Consider the following 14,418-nt stretch of genomic DNA (forward strand, 5'->3'; position numbering starts at 1 on the left):
CGTGGGGACCGGGGTGGCGGGCTGTTCACGCGCCCACGGGGGTACCCAGGCCGCAGCCTGCTCGGCCAGGGACTCGGTCCGCTCGTCGCTGCTCACCCGGCACCCTCCTCGGTCACGGTCGGACCCGCCGACATTCCGGTCGGCCCCTCGACCGGTCCGACCGATCCCGCCGATGTCACGTACGGTCCCTCGTCCGGTCCCGTCGATCCCGCCGATGTCACGTGCGGCCCCTCGACCGGTCCGACCGGTCCGACCGATCCCGCCGATGTCACGTGCGGCCCCTCGACCGGACCCGCCGATCCCGCCACCGTCGCGTCGACCGGCGCGGCCGGCTCCGAACCGGCGTACTCGTCGATGTCCAGGTCGGCGCCGCCCTCGGCCGGACCGGTCCACCGTACGGTCAGCTCGCCGAGCGCCTGGGCCTGGGTGAAGCCGACCAGACCCTCCCGGTACAGCTCCAGCAGGGCGAGGAACCGGGCGACCACCTCCAGGGTCGACTCGCAGTCCGCGCAGAGCAGCGTGAAGGTGGCCTGACCGACCCGGCGCAGCCGCTCGGTCAGGATCGCGGCGTGTTCCCGGACACTCACCCGGACCATGTGCACGTGGTCGATGGAGACCGTCGGGGTCGGCTTCGGGGTCATCGCCCGGACCGCCAGGCGGGCGAACCGTTCCAGCCCGATACCGAGCACCAGGTCGGGTAGCGCCTCGGCGTACCTCGGCTCCAGACTGACCGCACGCGGGTAGCGCCGCGACCCGACCGCCTCCAGCGCGGCGATGTGTGCCGCCGCCTCCTTGAACGCCTTGTACTGCAACAGCCGGGCGAAGAGCAGGTCCCGCGCCTCCAGCAGGGCGAGGTCCTCCTCGTCCTCCACCTCGGCGGCGGGCAGCAGCCGGGCGGCCTTCAGGTCGAGCAGGGTGGCGGCGATGACCAGGAACTCGCTCGCCTCGTCCAGGTCCCAGTCGTCACCCATCGCCCGGATGTAGGCGATGAACTCGTCGGTCACCCGGTGCAGCGCCACCTCGGTGACGTCCAGTTTGTGCTTGCCGATGAGTTGCAGCAGCAGGTCGAACGGCCCGGTGAAGTTGGTCAGCCGTACCGTGAACCCAGAGGCCGCACCACCCGCCTCGCCGGCGGCGGCAGGCGCGACGGGGTCGCCGACGGGGGACGGCGGGTCGAGGGCCGGTACGGTCACCCGACGACCGTAGTCGACGGGCTCGGTGGCCTGGCGCACCGCCCGGCTACCGCTCCGCCTGCGCGGCGATCACCTCACGCGCGAGTTGGCGGTAGTTGCGGGCGCCGGAGGAGGCCGGATCGAGGGTGGTGATCGGCGCACCCGCCACGGTCGACTCCGGGAACTTCACCGTCTTGGTGATCACCGTCTGGTAGACCTTGTCGCCGAACGCCTCGACCACCCGTTGCAGCACCTGCCGGCAGTGTGTGGTGCGGCTGTCGTACATGGTGGCGAGGATGCCCTCCAGCTCCAGGTCGAAGTTGAGCCGCTCGCGCACCTTGTCGATGGTGTCCAGCAGCAGCGCCACGCCCCGGAGGCTGAAGAACTCGCACTCCAACGGGATGAGTACGCCGTGCGCCACGGTCAGCGCGTTGATGGCGAGCAGGCCCAGCGACGGCTGGCAGTCGATCAGGATGTAGTCGTACTCCTTGCGGATCGACCGCAGTACCCGGGCCAGGGCCATCTCCCGGGCGACCTCGTTGACCAGCTGGATCTCGGCGGCGGAGAGGTCGATGTTGGCGGGCAGCAGGTGCAGCCCGGCCACGTCGGTCTTGATCAGGACGTCCTCGGCGGTCACGTCGTCCTGCATCAGCAGGTTGTAGACGGACAGGTCCAGGTTGTGCGGGTTGACACCCAGCCCGACCGAGAGCGCCCCCTGCGGGTCGAAGTCCACCAGCAGCACCCGCCGGCCGTACTCGGCCAGGGCGGCACCCAGGTTGATCGTGGTGGTGGTCTTGCCGACGCCGCCCTTCTGGTTGGCCATCGCGATGATCCGTGCCGGGCCGTGCCGGTCCGTGGGCATCGGTTCGGGGATCGGCTTGCGCATCGTGTAGGCCGCCGGGTCCGCCGGGCCGAGGTCAGCGCCGAGCGAGGCCTGCTGCTCCCGGAGTTCCGTCGTCCACGTCTCGGCGCGGTCGCCGTTGCCAGCCATGTCCTGTTCGCCCCCTTCCGACGACTACCCGGCGTCGGAGCCGACCGGCGTCCTGCGCGGCGCCACTGCGAACCCCGGTTGCCGCCCCACGAGGTCCGCGCCGATGCCGACTGTACGCCACGGTTCCGCAGGCCGACCCGCACCCGTTCGGCGTGTCGGCCGGTGGCCGTGCACCGACCGGCCGGTCAGCCGCTCGGGCCGGACGGTTCCCCGCCCGGACCATTTGATCATGACATGCCCGGTCCGGCCGACCCACGGCACGCGGAACGACGGATCATCGTGCCCGAAAAAGCCGATCATCGCACCGGAACGCGCCGATCGTCCGCCCCGGCGGGGGAGGCCATTCGGCGGGAGAGCCGGCCGACCGGAGGAGCAGCCGGCGGGGAGGGCCAGCCGACCGGAGGGCCAGCCGGCGGGGAGGGCCAGCCGGCGGAGGTGGTCAGTCGGCCGGCGATGCCGGCCGGCGCGGGTACCGCCCGGGGAGACGGGATCAGTCGGCCGTCGATGCCGACCGGCCGGGTACCGCCCGGGGATGCGAGGTGGCGTAGACCTCGCGCAGCCGGTCCACGGTCACCAGGGTGTAGACCTGGGTCGTGGTCACCGAGGCGTGCCCCAGCAACTCCTGCACCACCCGCACGTCCGCCCCGCCGTCGAGCAGGTGGGTGGCGTACGAGTGGCGCAGGGTGTGCGGAGAGACTGCCCGCTCCCCCTCCACCGGCAGTCCGGCGGCCTGTGCCGCGCGGCGCAGGATGGTCCAGGCGCTCTGCCGGGACAGCACCCCGCCCCGGGCGTTGACGAAGATCGCCGGAGTCCCCCGACCGGCCGTCACCAGGGCGGGACGGGCCCGGGTCAGGTACGCCCCCAGCGCCGCCATGGCGTACCCGCCCACCGGCACCAGCCGCGACCGGCCGCCCTTGCCGCGCAGCAGCACCGTGCCCGACTCGGTGTCCAGGTCGTCCACGGCCGCGCCGACCGCCTCGGAGATCCGGGCCCCGGTGCCGTAGAGGAACTCCAGCAGGGCCCGGTCGCGGAGCGCCAGCGGCGCCTGCTCGCCCACCGCCGCAGCCGGCGCGACGGTGTCCAGCAACCGGACCACCTCGGCCACGGCCAGGGCCCGGGGCAGGCGCCGGGGCGGGGCGGGCGGCCGGACGTCCCGGCTGGCGTCCCGGGGGACCAGCCCTTCCCGTAGCGCGAACCGGTGCAGGCCACGCAGTGCGCTGGCCGCCCGCGCGGCGGACGCGGCGGCCAGCGGCGGATGGGCGTCGTCGCCCTCCCGCAGCCGGGCCACGTGCGCGGTGATGTCGGTCTCGGCGACCTCCGACAGGTCGGTCACCCCGGCGGCGGCCAGGGTCACCAGGTAACGGTCCAGGTCCCGGCGGTACGACGAGAGGGTGTTGGCCGACAGGCCACGTTCGACGGTGAGGTGGTCCAGGTACGCCCGGACGGCACGGCGCAGGGCCGGTGCGGGCTCGACGCCCGTACCGGCCCCGTCCGGTGCCGTGGTGCTCCCCGTCACCCGTGGCTCAGGCCAGTGCGTCGGCCAGCGGCAGCGCCCGCATGCCGTGCGCCTCGGCGACCGGACCGTAGGTGACCTGACCGTCGTGCGTGTTCAGGCCCAGCGCCAGCGCCGGGTCGCGGCGCAGCGCCTCCCGCCAACCGTGGTTGGCCAGTTCCAGGGCGTACGGCAGGGTCACGTTGGTCAGCGCGTAGGTGCTGGTGTGCGGCACCGCGCCGGGCATGTTCGCCACGCAGTAGAAGATCGAGTTGTGCACCTGGTAGGTCGGGTCCGCGTGCGTGGTCGGCCGGGAATCCTCGAAGCAGCCACCCTGGTCGATCGAGATGTCGACCAGGACGCTGCCCGGCTTCATCCGGGAGACCAGCTCGTTGGAGATCAACGTCGGGGCCTTGGCGCCCGGCACCAGCACCGCGCCGATCACCAGGTCCGCGTCGAGCACGGCGCGCTCGATCTCGTACGCGTTGGAGGCCACCGTCTGGAGGTGACCGCGGTAGATGGCGTCGGCCTGGCGCAGCCGCCCGACGTTCTTGTCCAGCAGCAGCACCTCGGCCTGCAGGCCGAGGGCGATGGCGGCGGCGTTCATGCCGGAGACGCCGGCACCGATGACCACCGTCTTCGCCGCGTACACGCCGGAGACGCCACCCATCAGGATGCCGCGCCCGCCGCCCTGCCGCTGGAGGTGGTACGCCCCGACCTGCGGCGCGAGCCGACCGGCGACCTCGGACATCGGCGCGAGCAGCGGCAGCGACCGGTCCGGCAGCTCGACGGTCTCGTAGGCGATGCCGGTGACCTTCCGGTCGACCAGCGCGTCGGTGCACGCCTTGGAGGCGGCCAGGTGCAGGTAGGTGAAGAGCACCTGCCCCTGCCGCATCCGGTGGTACTCCTCGGCCACCGGCTCCTTGACCTTGAGCACCAGCTCAGCGGTGTCCCACACGTCGTCGGCGGTGGGCAGGATCTCGGCACCGGCCGCGACGAACTCCTCATCGGTGATGCTGGAGCCGACCCCGGCGCCGGACTCGACGAAGACCTGGTGACCGCTGCGGACGAACTCGTTCACACCCGCCGGCGTGATCGCCACCCGGTACTCGTGGTTCTTGACCTCGCGGGGGATTCCGACCTTCACGTTGCAGACACCTCTCTCCGGGGACACCGCTCCCCGGCTGCTCGGTGCGCGACGGCTCCGTTGCCGTCGCGGTCCACCGGTCCCGTTCGGCGGCAGTCTAGGTCCGCTGACCGGGGCGGAAGAGCAGCACAGTGACATCCGGTACCGGCCACCCCTGACGGTCTGTCAGGCGTACCACCCACCTGGAGCATGAGCGACGCCTGGCCGTTGGGACAGTGTTCGCCCATTATCGTGCGAACTGCCCCGGGCCGCTGCGGACACCGGCGTACTGGATCATTAAGGTGCACCCTCATGACCAACCCTCAATACCCGCCAGCAGGCGGTTACCGCCCGGAAAACCCGTACGGCGTCTCGGACAAGAGCAAGGTGGTCGCCGGGGTCCTCGGCATCGTGCTGGGCGGCTTCGGCGTCGGCCGGTTCTACATGGGCGACACCAAGACCGGCGTCCTGCAACTCGTGGTCACCCTGGTGACCTGCGGCTTCGGCAGTCTCTGGGGCGTCATCGACGGCATCCTGATCCTGATCAACGGTGGCGTCGACGGGCAGGGTCGGCCGCTGCGCGACTGACCCACCGGCCGGCGCTGCCGCCGGTCGTCGACTCGGTGAGATGTTCAGGGCGGTCCACCCGGACCGGCCCGACCGGACCGGAGGGGCCGTGCGGTGTCCACCGCACGGCCCCTCGGCACGTCACCGGGTCCGTCCCGGCGGTGCGGCCCCGGCACGTCACGTGCCGCCGGGACCGCTGCCGTCGGCTACGGCGTGGTGGCGGACGACACCGGCGCGTCGGCCGGCCGCAGCCCGGTCCAACCGGCGTCCCGGGCCCGCGCGGCGGCGAGCAGCCCCGCCACGCAGATCGCGTTGGTGATCTCACCGGTCAGCACCCGCGCGACCGCCTCGTCCAGGTCCACCCGGTGCAGGCTGAGGTCGGCCTCCTCGCCGTGCCGGTCGTGCCGGTCGGCCGCGGGCACCTCGCCCAGGTCCCGGGCCAGGAAGACCCGGACCAGTTCGGTGGAACACCCGGGCGAGGTGTGCAGGTCGACCAGGACGTCCCACCGGCCGGCGGTCAGGTCGGTCTCCTCGGCCAACTCGCGTGCCGCCGCCTCGGCCAGGCCCTCGCCCTGGATGTCGGTCAGACCGGCCGGCAGCTCCCAGATCCGCCGGCCGAGCGGGTGCCGGTACTGCCGCAGCAGCACGACCCGGCCGGCGTCGTCCAGCGCGACCACCCCGACCGCGCCGGTGTGCCGGATGTAGTCCCGGGCCGCCGTACCGCCACCGGGCATGGTCACCTCGTCGGTGACCACGCTGAACAGCGGACCCGCGTACCGCTCGACCCGGGCGATGACCTGGTAGTCGTGCTCCGCCGCGCTCACGGGGTGGAGCCGGCCTTCGCGGTCCGCGCCCCGCCGTTACGGTCCGCCCGACCCTTGGCCGCCGCCGTGGCGTCCGTGCCGTTGGCCGCCGCCGTGGCGTCGGTACCCTTGGCCGCTGCCGTGGCGTCCGTGCCGTTGGTCGCCGCCGCCCCGGCCGCCGCCACACCACTCGCCTCCACCGGCTCGGCACCGCCCAGCTCCACCGGCAACTGGTCGGCCGAGGAGTACGTCACCACGGCCTTGACGAACGCGGCGAAGAGCGGATGCGGACGGGTCGGGCGGCTCTTGAGCTCCGGGTGGGCCTGGGTGGCCACGAAGAACGGGTGCAGCGTGCGGTCCAGCTCGACGAACTCGACCAGCCGACCGTCCGGGGAGGTACCGGAGATGTGCAGACCCGCCCGGGTCAGCGCGTCCCGGTAGGCGTTGTTGACCTCGTACCGGTGCCGGTGCCGCTCGTCGACCTCGGTGCTGCCGTACGCCTCGGCGACGATCGAGCCCTCGGCCAGCTTCGCCGGGTACGACCCGAGCCGCATCGTGCCGCCCAGGTCACCCTTGCCAGCGACGATGTCCTCCTGGTCGGCCATCGTGGCGATGACCGGATGGGTGGCCTCCTCGTCGAACTCCAACGAGTTGGCGCCCTCCAGGCCGGCCAGGTGCCGGGCCACCTCGATGGTCATGCACTGGAGACCGAGGCAGAGCCCGAGCAGCGGGATGCCGTTCTCCCGGGCGTACCGGGCCGCGCCGATCTTGCCCTCGATGCCGCGTACCCCGAACCCGCCGGGGATCACGATGCCGTCGACACCGGCCAACGCGGTGGCCGCCCCGGCTGCGGTCACGCACTCGTCGCTCGGTACCCAGTGCAGCTGCACCCGGGCCCGGTGCGCGAAGCCGGCGGCCCGGATCGCCTCGCTGACCGACAGGTACGCGTCGGGCAGGTCGACGTACTTGCCGACCAACGCGACCCGGACCGTGTGGTGCGGGTGGTGCACCCGGTCGAGCAGGTCGTCCCAGCTCGACCAGTCGACGTCCCGGAAGGAGAGCCCGAGCCGGCGCACCACGTACGCGTCGAGCCCCTCCCGGTGCAGCACCTTCGGGATGTCGTAGATGCTCGGCGCGTCCGGGGCGGCGATCACCGCCTCCCGGTCCACGTCGCAGTAGAGCGAGAGCTTGTGCTTGAGCTTGTCCGGGATCTCCCGGTCGGAGCGGCAGACGATCGCGTCCGGCTGGATACCGATGTTGCGCAGCTGGGCCACCGAGTGCTGGGTCGGCTTCGTCTTCAGCTCGCCCGACGGGGCCAGGTACGGCACCAGCGAGACGTGCAGGTAGAAGCAGTTGTCCCGGCCGAGGTCGTGGCGGACCTGCCGGATCGCCTCCAGGAACGGCAGCGACTCGATGTCACCGACCGTGCCGCCGACCTCGGTGATCACCACGTCCGGGGTGCGGCCGTCCTCGTCCGGGTCGGCCATCGCCAGGATCCGCGACTTGATCTCGTTGGTGATGTGCGGAATCACCTGGACGGTGTCGCCGAGGTACTCCCCCCGCCGCTCCTTGGCGATCACCTCGGAGTAGATCTGCCCGGTGGTGACGTTCGCCTTGCCGGAGAGCGCCCGGTCCAGGAACCGCTCGTAGTGCCCGACGTCGAGGTCGGTCTCGGCGCCGTCCTCGGTGACGAAGACCTCACCGTGCTGGAACGGGTTCATCGTGCCGGGGTCGACGTTCAGGTACGGGTCGAGCTTCTGCATCACCACCCGTAGTCCCCGGGCCGTCAGCAGATTGCCGAGGCTGGAGGCGGTGAGCCCCTTACCCAGCGAGGAGGCGACTCCCCCGGTGACGAAAATGTGCCTGGTCGTCCGTGCTGAAGGGGCCAAGGCCTGCTCCCGTGTCGTCCGTCGCGGTCGTGCAGACCGCCGTGCCGATCAGCCAAGTGATCACGCGATCCACGGGATTCCACGGTAACACCTCGGTGAACAGGTCCCCGGGCGGTACCCGGTCCGGCCCACCACCGCCGGGTACCGCACCCCGCCCGGAACGCGCTGCTCCCGGCGGAGACCGGGGGTCGGGGCCGGGGTGGCGCTGGGTCGCGTTTCATAAGGGCGGTCGAGCCGAGGGGGAGTACAGGCGGCGGTCCGGCAAGGCGCGGTTTCGCCCGGATACCGGTGTCGTATCCGGACGAAACCGCAACGCCGCCGGCCGTCGTCTGGGCCCGCCGTAGGCCGGCCAGTTCCTGTGAAACGCGACCTAGGCCGGGACGGGGCCGGTCGGGGCCGGCGCGGGCCCCGTACGGTCGTGTGCCACCCGGTCGTCCGCCACCGGGACGGCCATCCGGTCGCCCGTCGCGCGGGCGGTGGCCGGGGCGGCCGGCTGGTCCGCGCCGGGCGGCTGGGTCCGGTCGGTGGCATGGTCGAGCACCCGCAGGGCGGCCAACGCCGCCATCGGCACGGTGAGCGCCGCCGCCGCGCCGGCCACGTTCAACGCCGAGCCGCCGAGGACCCCGGCGATCAGCACGGCGACGACGACACCGGCCATCGCGGCCCGCATCGCCGGGTAGATGCCGAAGAGCCGCTTCAGACCACCCCAGGGCTGCAACAGGGCGAACCAGACCAGCACCGCCCCGGTGACGGCCAGGACCGTCAACGGGCTACCCACCAGGGCGTCCAGGTTCGCCGCACCGGACCGGTGCACGGTCAGTCCGCTGGTACCGTCGCCGACCGCGCCCAGGAACCGGCCCAGGGCGCCGCGTTCCTCCGCCGGCCGCCGCAGGTCGACCACCGCGAACCCGACGGTCACCGCGAGAGCGGCCAGGGTCGCCCAGGTCACCCGGGTGATGGTCAACCATCCGCCGCTGCTCATCGCGGCGGTGACGCTCACCCCGGCGGTCAGCGCCACCGCGCCGACCGGGTCCGCACCGAGGTAGGGGCTGCCCACGATCACCACGGCCAGCACACCGACCAGCACCACCACCGCAGGTCGCCAGGCCCGCCGGACCCGTTGGGCGAGCCAACCGGCGCTGAGCAGCGCCCCGGCCACGAAGACCCCGAGACCGACCGTGCCGAGACCGGCGTACCGGCCCCCCTGGAGGGCCGAGTAGCCGGCCACCCCGTTCAGTTGCAGCCGCGCTCCGGTCAGCACGTCCGCGCCGACCACCAGGGCGGCCAGGCCGGCCACCGCGCCCATCGGTCCGAGGGTACGACCGTGTCCGGGGGCGAACCGGACGGCGGCGGTCGCGGCGACCAGCAGCACGGCGGTCACGCCCGCGAAGTACCAGCCCGCGTGGGTGCCCCGCCACCACGGCACCGCGTCGGCCAGCAGCGCCGCCGGCACGGCCAGCGCCACCGCGATCAGCAGCAGCTCCACCCCGGCCACCACGGACGCCGGTACCGGCGGCGGTCCCCCCGGGCCGGCGTGCCGCCGGGCACGGCGCAGCAACGGCAGCACCGCCACCGCGAGGAGCACCTGGGCGCCGGCCAGCAGGACGAAGAACCAGTCCGCGACGTGCTTCTGCGCCCGGGCCTCCCGGTCGGCGTCCGCGGGCTGGGCGATGGCGGCGGCCAGGTCCGCCGGGCGCCCGGGTACGGCGGTCGCGGCCCGACCGAGGAAGAGCCGCTCCGGCATCGGCCGGCCCAGCGCGGCGAGCGCGGTCGGTGCCAGGTCCACCAGTTGCAGGTAGCCCTCCCGCCCGGTGGTCGGCGAGGTCAACCAGCCGCCCGCCCAGCCGGGTCCGTCGGCGACCGCGACGTGCAGCCGGGAGGTCCGGTCGGTGTCGCTGACCCCGGCGACGAGCACCAGGGACCGGGCCGGGCGGGCGGCGAGCACCCGGGCCAGGGCGGTGTCGGCCCGCCGGGCGGCGGCGGCGCGGACCGCCGGGTCCGTACCGGCCACCGTCCCGAGGTCGACGATGCTCAACCGGCAGGCGCCGAGCAGTTTGCGCGGGTCCTCGGGCAGGGTCGGGGCGTACCGGTCGACCCGGCCGAACGGGCGGGCGGCGGCCACCGCCGCGCCCGGCCCCACCGCGACGGTGCACCGCACCGACTCGGCGAGCGCGCCGGGCACCGCCCCCCAGGGTTGCTTCTCCTGGTTGTGCAGGACCACCGTCTCCTGGTCGGGCAGCTTCGCGCCGATCCGGTCCGGTCGTTCCACGGTCACGTCGGGGCGGCGGCAGGACGTGGGCACCGGGGCGCCGTCCCACGCGGCGTAGTTGCCGGCCCCCAGGGTGAGCCAGCCGTCGACCGGGCAGGTCGGGCGACGGGCCGACCGGACCGACAGCGAACCGATCGAGCCGCGCCCGGCCAGTTGCCACAGCGTCGGGGTGGTCTGCGGGTCGACGTCGTCCCAGCGCAGCCCGGCCACGCCCACCATGACCACGAAATCCGCCCGGTCGGGGGCCGAACCGGTGGCGGGACGGGTCACCAGCGCCGCCAGACCGACCGCGATGACGACCACGGTGAGCAGGGCGCTGACCAGACGGCGCAGCATCAGTGGCGTCCCGTCGGGGCCGGGCCGGCCGGAGCCGGGGCGAGTTCGGCGTAGAGGGCCACCAGTTGGGCGACCGTGTCCGCCTCGGTCGGCCAGGTCGCGGCCTGCGTCGGGCCACGGCGGGCCAGGTCGGAGCGGCGCTGCGGGTCGTCGAGCAGTCCCCGTACGGCGGTGTCGACGGCGTCCACGTCGCCCGGTGTTACCAGCACCGCGGCGTCCCCGACCAGCTCGGTCAGCCCGCCCACCGCGGTCGCCACCAGGGGTACCCCGGCCCGCAGCGCCTCCTGGGCGAAGAGCTGCCGGGCCTCCCAGTCGCTGGTGACCACGGCCAGGTCGGCACCGGTGAGCAGGTCCGCCACGTCGGTGCGGTGGCCGAGCAGGGTGACCGGGGCCCGGGCTGCGGAGATCCGCGCCGCGAGCGCCAGGTAGCTCGGCCCGCTCCCGGCGATCACCACCGCCGGCGGGGGGACCCGGTCCCGCCAGCGGGCGGCGGCGTCGACGAGGATGTCGTAGCGCTTCTGCGGGTGCAGCCGACCGACCGACAGGACCAACGGCTGGTCGGCGGTGACACCGAACTCGGCCCGGACCGCGGTACGGCGGCGGCGGGGCTGCGGCAGGACCGGGGCCGCCACCGGCGCCAGCCGGGCGTCGGCGGCGCCCAGGGCACGCGCCCGGTCGACCAGGTCCGCCGAGGCGCCGAGGGCGGTCCGGGCGGCCCGGGCGACCATCCGCTCGACGAGTCGGGACAGCCGGCCCCGCAGGCCACCGGCGAGGACCGCGTTGTGCCAGGTGACCACGAGGGGTACGCCGGGTCGGGCCAGTGCGGCGACCAGACCGGCGCGCAGCCCGTGCGCGTGCAGCACGTCGACCGGCGTGGCGGCGAGCGCCCGGCGCAGCGCCCCGACGGCCCGCCCGTCGGCCGGGGTCGGGTTGGCCGGGATCTCCACCGGCACGAACCGGGCGCCCGCGCCCGCGAAGTCGAACTGCTCCTGGACAGCGGCCGGACCGCAGACGAGCACCGACACGCCGGAGGCGACCAGCCCCCGGGTGACGGAGAGCACGTGCTGGCCGACACCGCCGGTGCTGGAGGCGAGCAGCAGAGCCACCGAGCCGGACCAACCGGGCTGCGCTTCTCCCGCGTTCACCGGGACCATCGTCTCCTCCCCGTCACCGGCGTTCCCGGCCGGTCGCTTCCGTACCGCTACCGTCCGCCGGATCCCGCCGGGCAGTGGGGCCGACGCGGGACAGCCGACCGGCCCGGCGGGCCAGGCCGGCGAGCAACGGACGCAGGTCGGACCGGTCCAGCAGGTACGCGACGGCGACGAAGACGGCGGCCACCACGACTGCGGACAGCATGCCCTGTAGCAGCGCGACGGGTTTCGTCGGGGTCCCGTCCCCCCCGGCGGCCAGCCAGGCCGCACCGCCGGCTCCGGCGAGCGCGGCGGTGGCCCCGGCGGCCAACCCGGCTGCGGCGGCGCGCCCGGCGCCGGCCAGTGCCGGCCGTCCCGCCCGGCGGGCCACGACGGCCACCAGCAGCGTACCGAGCACGAGCATGCCGGCCGAGTTGGCCAGCGCCACCGCGAGCACCCGGTCACCGGCCGGGAGCATCCCGGCGAGGAGCACGGCGCCGACCGGTACGACCAGCCACCCGGTGACGATCGCGGCGGTCGCGGGCCGGGTGTCGCCCCGGGCGTAGAGCGCCCGGGAGAGCACCGCGAACAGGCCGTAACCGAGCAGGCCGGGGGCGAACCCGGCGATGGCCGCCGCGGCGGTGTCGACGGTGTCGGCGCCGGTGAAGAAGAACGCCGCGACGGGCACTGCGGTACCGGCCAGTGCCGCCGCGCCGAGGCTGCTGAGCAGCAGCACCCCCCGGGTCGCCGGGGCGAGGGTCCGCCGGTAGGTGTCCTCGTCGCCGGCCGACCCGGCGGCGGCCAGGGTCGGGTACGCGGCGACGGCCAGCGGTACGGCCAGGACCGCCCAGGGCAGCAGGTACATCGTCTGGGCGAGGTTGTAGACGACCAGCGCGCCGGTGGGGCCGCCGGAGACCCGGTTGAGGATGACCAGCAGCGCGACCTGCTGGGCGGTGACGGTGGCCGCGCCGGCCAGGGCCAGCCCACCGACCCGGGCGCGGACCTCGGCGGTGAACGCGTAGCCGGGGCGCAGCCGCAGCCCCAGCCGGCGCACCGGGATCAGCAGGGACAGCGAGAGCACCACCACCCCGGCGGTGGTGCCGACGGAGAGGATCAACTCGCCGGCCCGGCTGACCTCGCCGATGGTCACCGCCCGTCCGGCCACCACGGCGAAGGTGAGGTAGGCCCCGATGACGGTGACGCTGGACAGCAGCGGCGCGATCACCGGCCAGGCGAACCGGCGGTGTGCCTGGAGCACCCCGGTGAGCACGATGCCGATGCCGTAGAGCGGCAGTTGGGGGGCGAAGACCCGCAGCATGCGGGCCCCGGTGGCCACCTCGGCCGCCGACGGGTCGTCGCCGATGACCGCGATGATCGGTCGGGCGAGGAGCGCCACCAGCACGGCGAGCGGCACCAGCAGGGTCAGCGTCCAGGTCAGCAGGGCCCCGGTGGTGGCGGCCACCGCCGGCCGGTCACCGGCCGCGACCGCTCCGGCCAGCAGCGGTACGACCAGACTGGCCAGCGCGCCACCGGCCACGATCTCGAAGATGATGTTGGGCACGGTGTTCGCGACCACGTACATGTCACCGAGGTCGGTGTCGCTGACCACCCAGGTGAACGTGGCGGTCCGGCCGAACCCGACGAGCCGGCTGACCACGGTCAGTACGGCGATCAGCGCGGCGGCGCCGGCCACGCGACCGGCGCCGGCCAGGGGTGGCGGGGTACCCACGTCAGGCGGGTCGCCGGCCCAGCGCGTCAAGTTCCCGCAGCACCGGGGTGTTCGCGATGACCTGGGTGAAGCTGACCTTCTCGCTGGCGGCGGTGAGCGCGGCGAGGGCGGCCAGCAGCACCGCCCGACCGACCGGCCCGCTGCGTGCGGCCAGGGCCACGCCGAGTTGGGCGCCGAGGGCGTTGGCGCCCGAGTCGCCGAGCATCACCCGCTCGTCGAGGTCGGCGGGGAGCAGACCGGCGGCGGCACCGGCGGCACCGGCGGCCACCCCACCGTGCACCCCGCCGGTCAGCGGCGCGGCGAGCAGCAGCCCCGACTTCAGGGCCCGCCCGGGGCGCAGGTCGAGCAGGTTGAGCAGGTTCGCGGTGCCGGCGATCACCCCGGCGCCCAGCAGGACGTCGACGGTCCGCCCGACCGGACCCTGCCGGCGGCGACGCCGGTGACCGGCCACCGTGGGGTCGGCGGCGAGCAGTGCGGCGGCCCCGAGTCCGGCCGCACCCACGCCGGCGATCTTGACCAGGCCGCTGGTGACCCGCCCTTCCCGCAGGGCGCCGAGGTGACCGGCGAAGCCCTTGGCGGTCTTCTGGTCGGGACGGGCACCGACCACGTCGTCGTAGAGGCCGACCGCACCGGCGGAGAGACCGGCGACCAGGGTCGCGCCGGCCGCCGGACGGCTCGACGCGCCGAGCGCCCCGGCCACGGCGGCACCGGCGGCCAGGGCCGGACCGGCGGCGAGGGTCACCGTACGGCCCCGGAAGTTGGTCCGCTCCAGGGTCGCACCGGCGGGACGGGCGGCGACGGCCCGCAGCGCGGCCCGACCCACCACGACCCCGGCGCCGACCGCCAGCAGTCGGCCGGCGATCCGCCGGGCGGTCACGCCGGTCCCCCGGCCGGGGCGGGAAGGTCACCGGGGA

Annotated in this window: 10 protein-coding genes and 1 pseudogene; 1 reads left to right on the forward strand and 10 read right to left on the reverse strand. The window is 74.4% G+C overall.

Annotated features, from left to right (window positions below; genetic code table 11):
• Nucleotides 1–92: 92 nt before the first annotated feature.
• The 4 genes from GSF22_RS20250 to ald form a co-directional block, all read right to left on the reverse strand.
• Nucleotides 93–1,193 carry a segregation and condensation protein A gene (locus GSF22_RS20250; RefSeq protein WP_208815295.1) on the reverse strand — a complete coding sequence of 367 codons (1,101 nt, stop codon included), beginning with the start codon at nt 1,191–1,193 and terminating at the stop codon, nt 93–95.
• A gap of 46 nt (nt 1,194–1,239) precedes the next feature.
• Entirely contained in the window at nt 1,240–2,163 is a 924-nt protein-coding gene (locus tag GSF22_RS20255) for a ParA family protein (protein WP_208815296.1), read from the reverse strand.
• A 490-nt stretch (nt 2,164–2,653) separates the two neighbouring features.
• On the reverse strand, nt 2,654–3,679 hold the full coding sequence (locus tag GSF22_RS20260; protein ID WP_208815297.1) for a site-specific tyrosine recombinase XerD: 1,026 nt from the start codon (nt 3,677–3,679) through the stop codon (nt 2,654–2,656).
• 7 nt (nt 3,680–3,686) lie between these two features.
• On the reverse strand, nt 3,687–4,802 hold the full coding sequence (ald, locus tag GSF22_RS20265; RefSeq protein ID WP_208815298.1) for an alanine dehydrogenase: 1,116 nt from the start codon (nt 4,800–4,802) through the stop codon (nt 3,687–3,689).
• A 189-nt stretch (nt 4,803–4,991) separates the two neighbouring features.
• Here ald and GSF22_RS20270 point away from each other — a divergent pair, with 189 nt between their 5' ends.
• On the forward strand, nt 4,992–5,369 hold the full coding sequence (locus GSF22_RS20270; protein ID WP_439957796.1) for a TM2 domain-containing protein: 378 nt from the start codon (nt 4,992–4,994) through the stop codon (nt 5,367–5,369).
• 185 nt (nt 5,370–5,554) lie between these two features.
• Here the strand turns inward: GSF22_RS20270 and GSF22_RS20275 are convergent, their stop codons facing one another.
• From GSF22_RS20275 to GSF22_RS20300, 6 genes and pseudogenes are all read right to left on the reverse strand, one after another.
• The gene (locus GSF22_RS20275) at nt 5,555–6,172 is read right to left on the reverse strand and encodes an NUDIX domain-containing protein (RefSeq protein ID WP_208815300.1); all 618 of its coding nucleotides are present in this window, start codon (nt 6,170–6,172) and stop codon (nt 5,555–5,557) included.
• 92 nt (nt 6,173–6,264) lie between these two features.
• Nucleotides 6,265–8,040, reverse strand: a pseudogene (locus GSF22_RS20280) (CTP synthase); the annotation flags it as partial.
• A gap of 370 nt (nt 8,041–8,410) precedes the next feature.
• Nucleotides 8,411–10,645, reverse strand: coding sequence for a hypothetical protein (locus GSF22_RS20285; RefSeq protein WP_244367851.1), 2,235 nt, complete (start codon nt 10,643–10,645; stop codon nt 8,411–8,413).
• Entirely contained in the window at nt 10,645–11,790 is a 1,146-nt protein-coding gene (locus tag GSF22_RS20290) for a glycosyltransferase family 4 protein (RefSeq protein ID WP_307804157.1), read from the reverse strand. Before GSF22_RS20290 ends, GSF22_RS20285 begins: the two co-directional genes overlap by 1 nt.
• 22 nt (nt 11,791–11,812) lie before the next feature.
• Nucleotides 11,813–13,504 carry a murein biosynthesis integral membrane protein MurJ gene (gene murJ, locus GSF22_RS20295; protein WP_208815302.1) on the reverse strand — a complete coding sequence of 564 codons (1,692 nt, stop codon included), beginning with the start codon at nt 13,502–13,504 and terminating at the stop codon, nt 11,813–11,815.
• Nucleotide 13,505: 1 nt separating this feature from the next.
• Nucleotides 13,506–14,381 carry a hypothetical protein gene (locus GSF22_RS20300; RefSeq protein WP_307804158.1) on the reverse strand — a complete coding sequence of 292 codons (876 nt, stop codon included), beginning with the start codon at nt 14,379–14,381 and terminating at the stop codon, nt 13,506–13,508.
• Between the last annotated feature and the right edge of the window lie 37 nt (nt 14,382–14,418).

This window comes from Micromonospora echinofusca (genome assembly GCF_017614955.1).
Taxonomy (GTDB): domain Bacteria; phylum Actinomycetota; class Actinomycetes; order Mycobacteriales; family Micromonosporaceae; genus Micromonospora; species Micromonospora echinofusca_A.

Coding starts and splice junctions, on each gene's coding strand:
- GSF22_RS20285 (WP_244367851.1), bottom strand. CDS start 10,645: ATGCTGCGCCGTCTGGTCAGCGCCCTGCTCACCGTGGTCGTCATCGCG.
- GSF22_RS20270 (WP_439957796.1), top strand. CDS start 4,992: ATGAGCGACGCCTGGCCGTTGGGACAGTGTTCGCCCATTATCGTGCGA.
- GSF22_RS20255 (WP_208815296.1), bottom strand. CDS start 2,163: ATGGCTGGCAACGGCGACCGCGCCGAGACGTGGACGACGGAACTCCGG.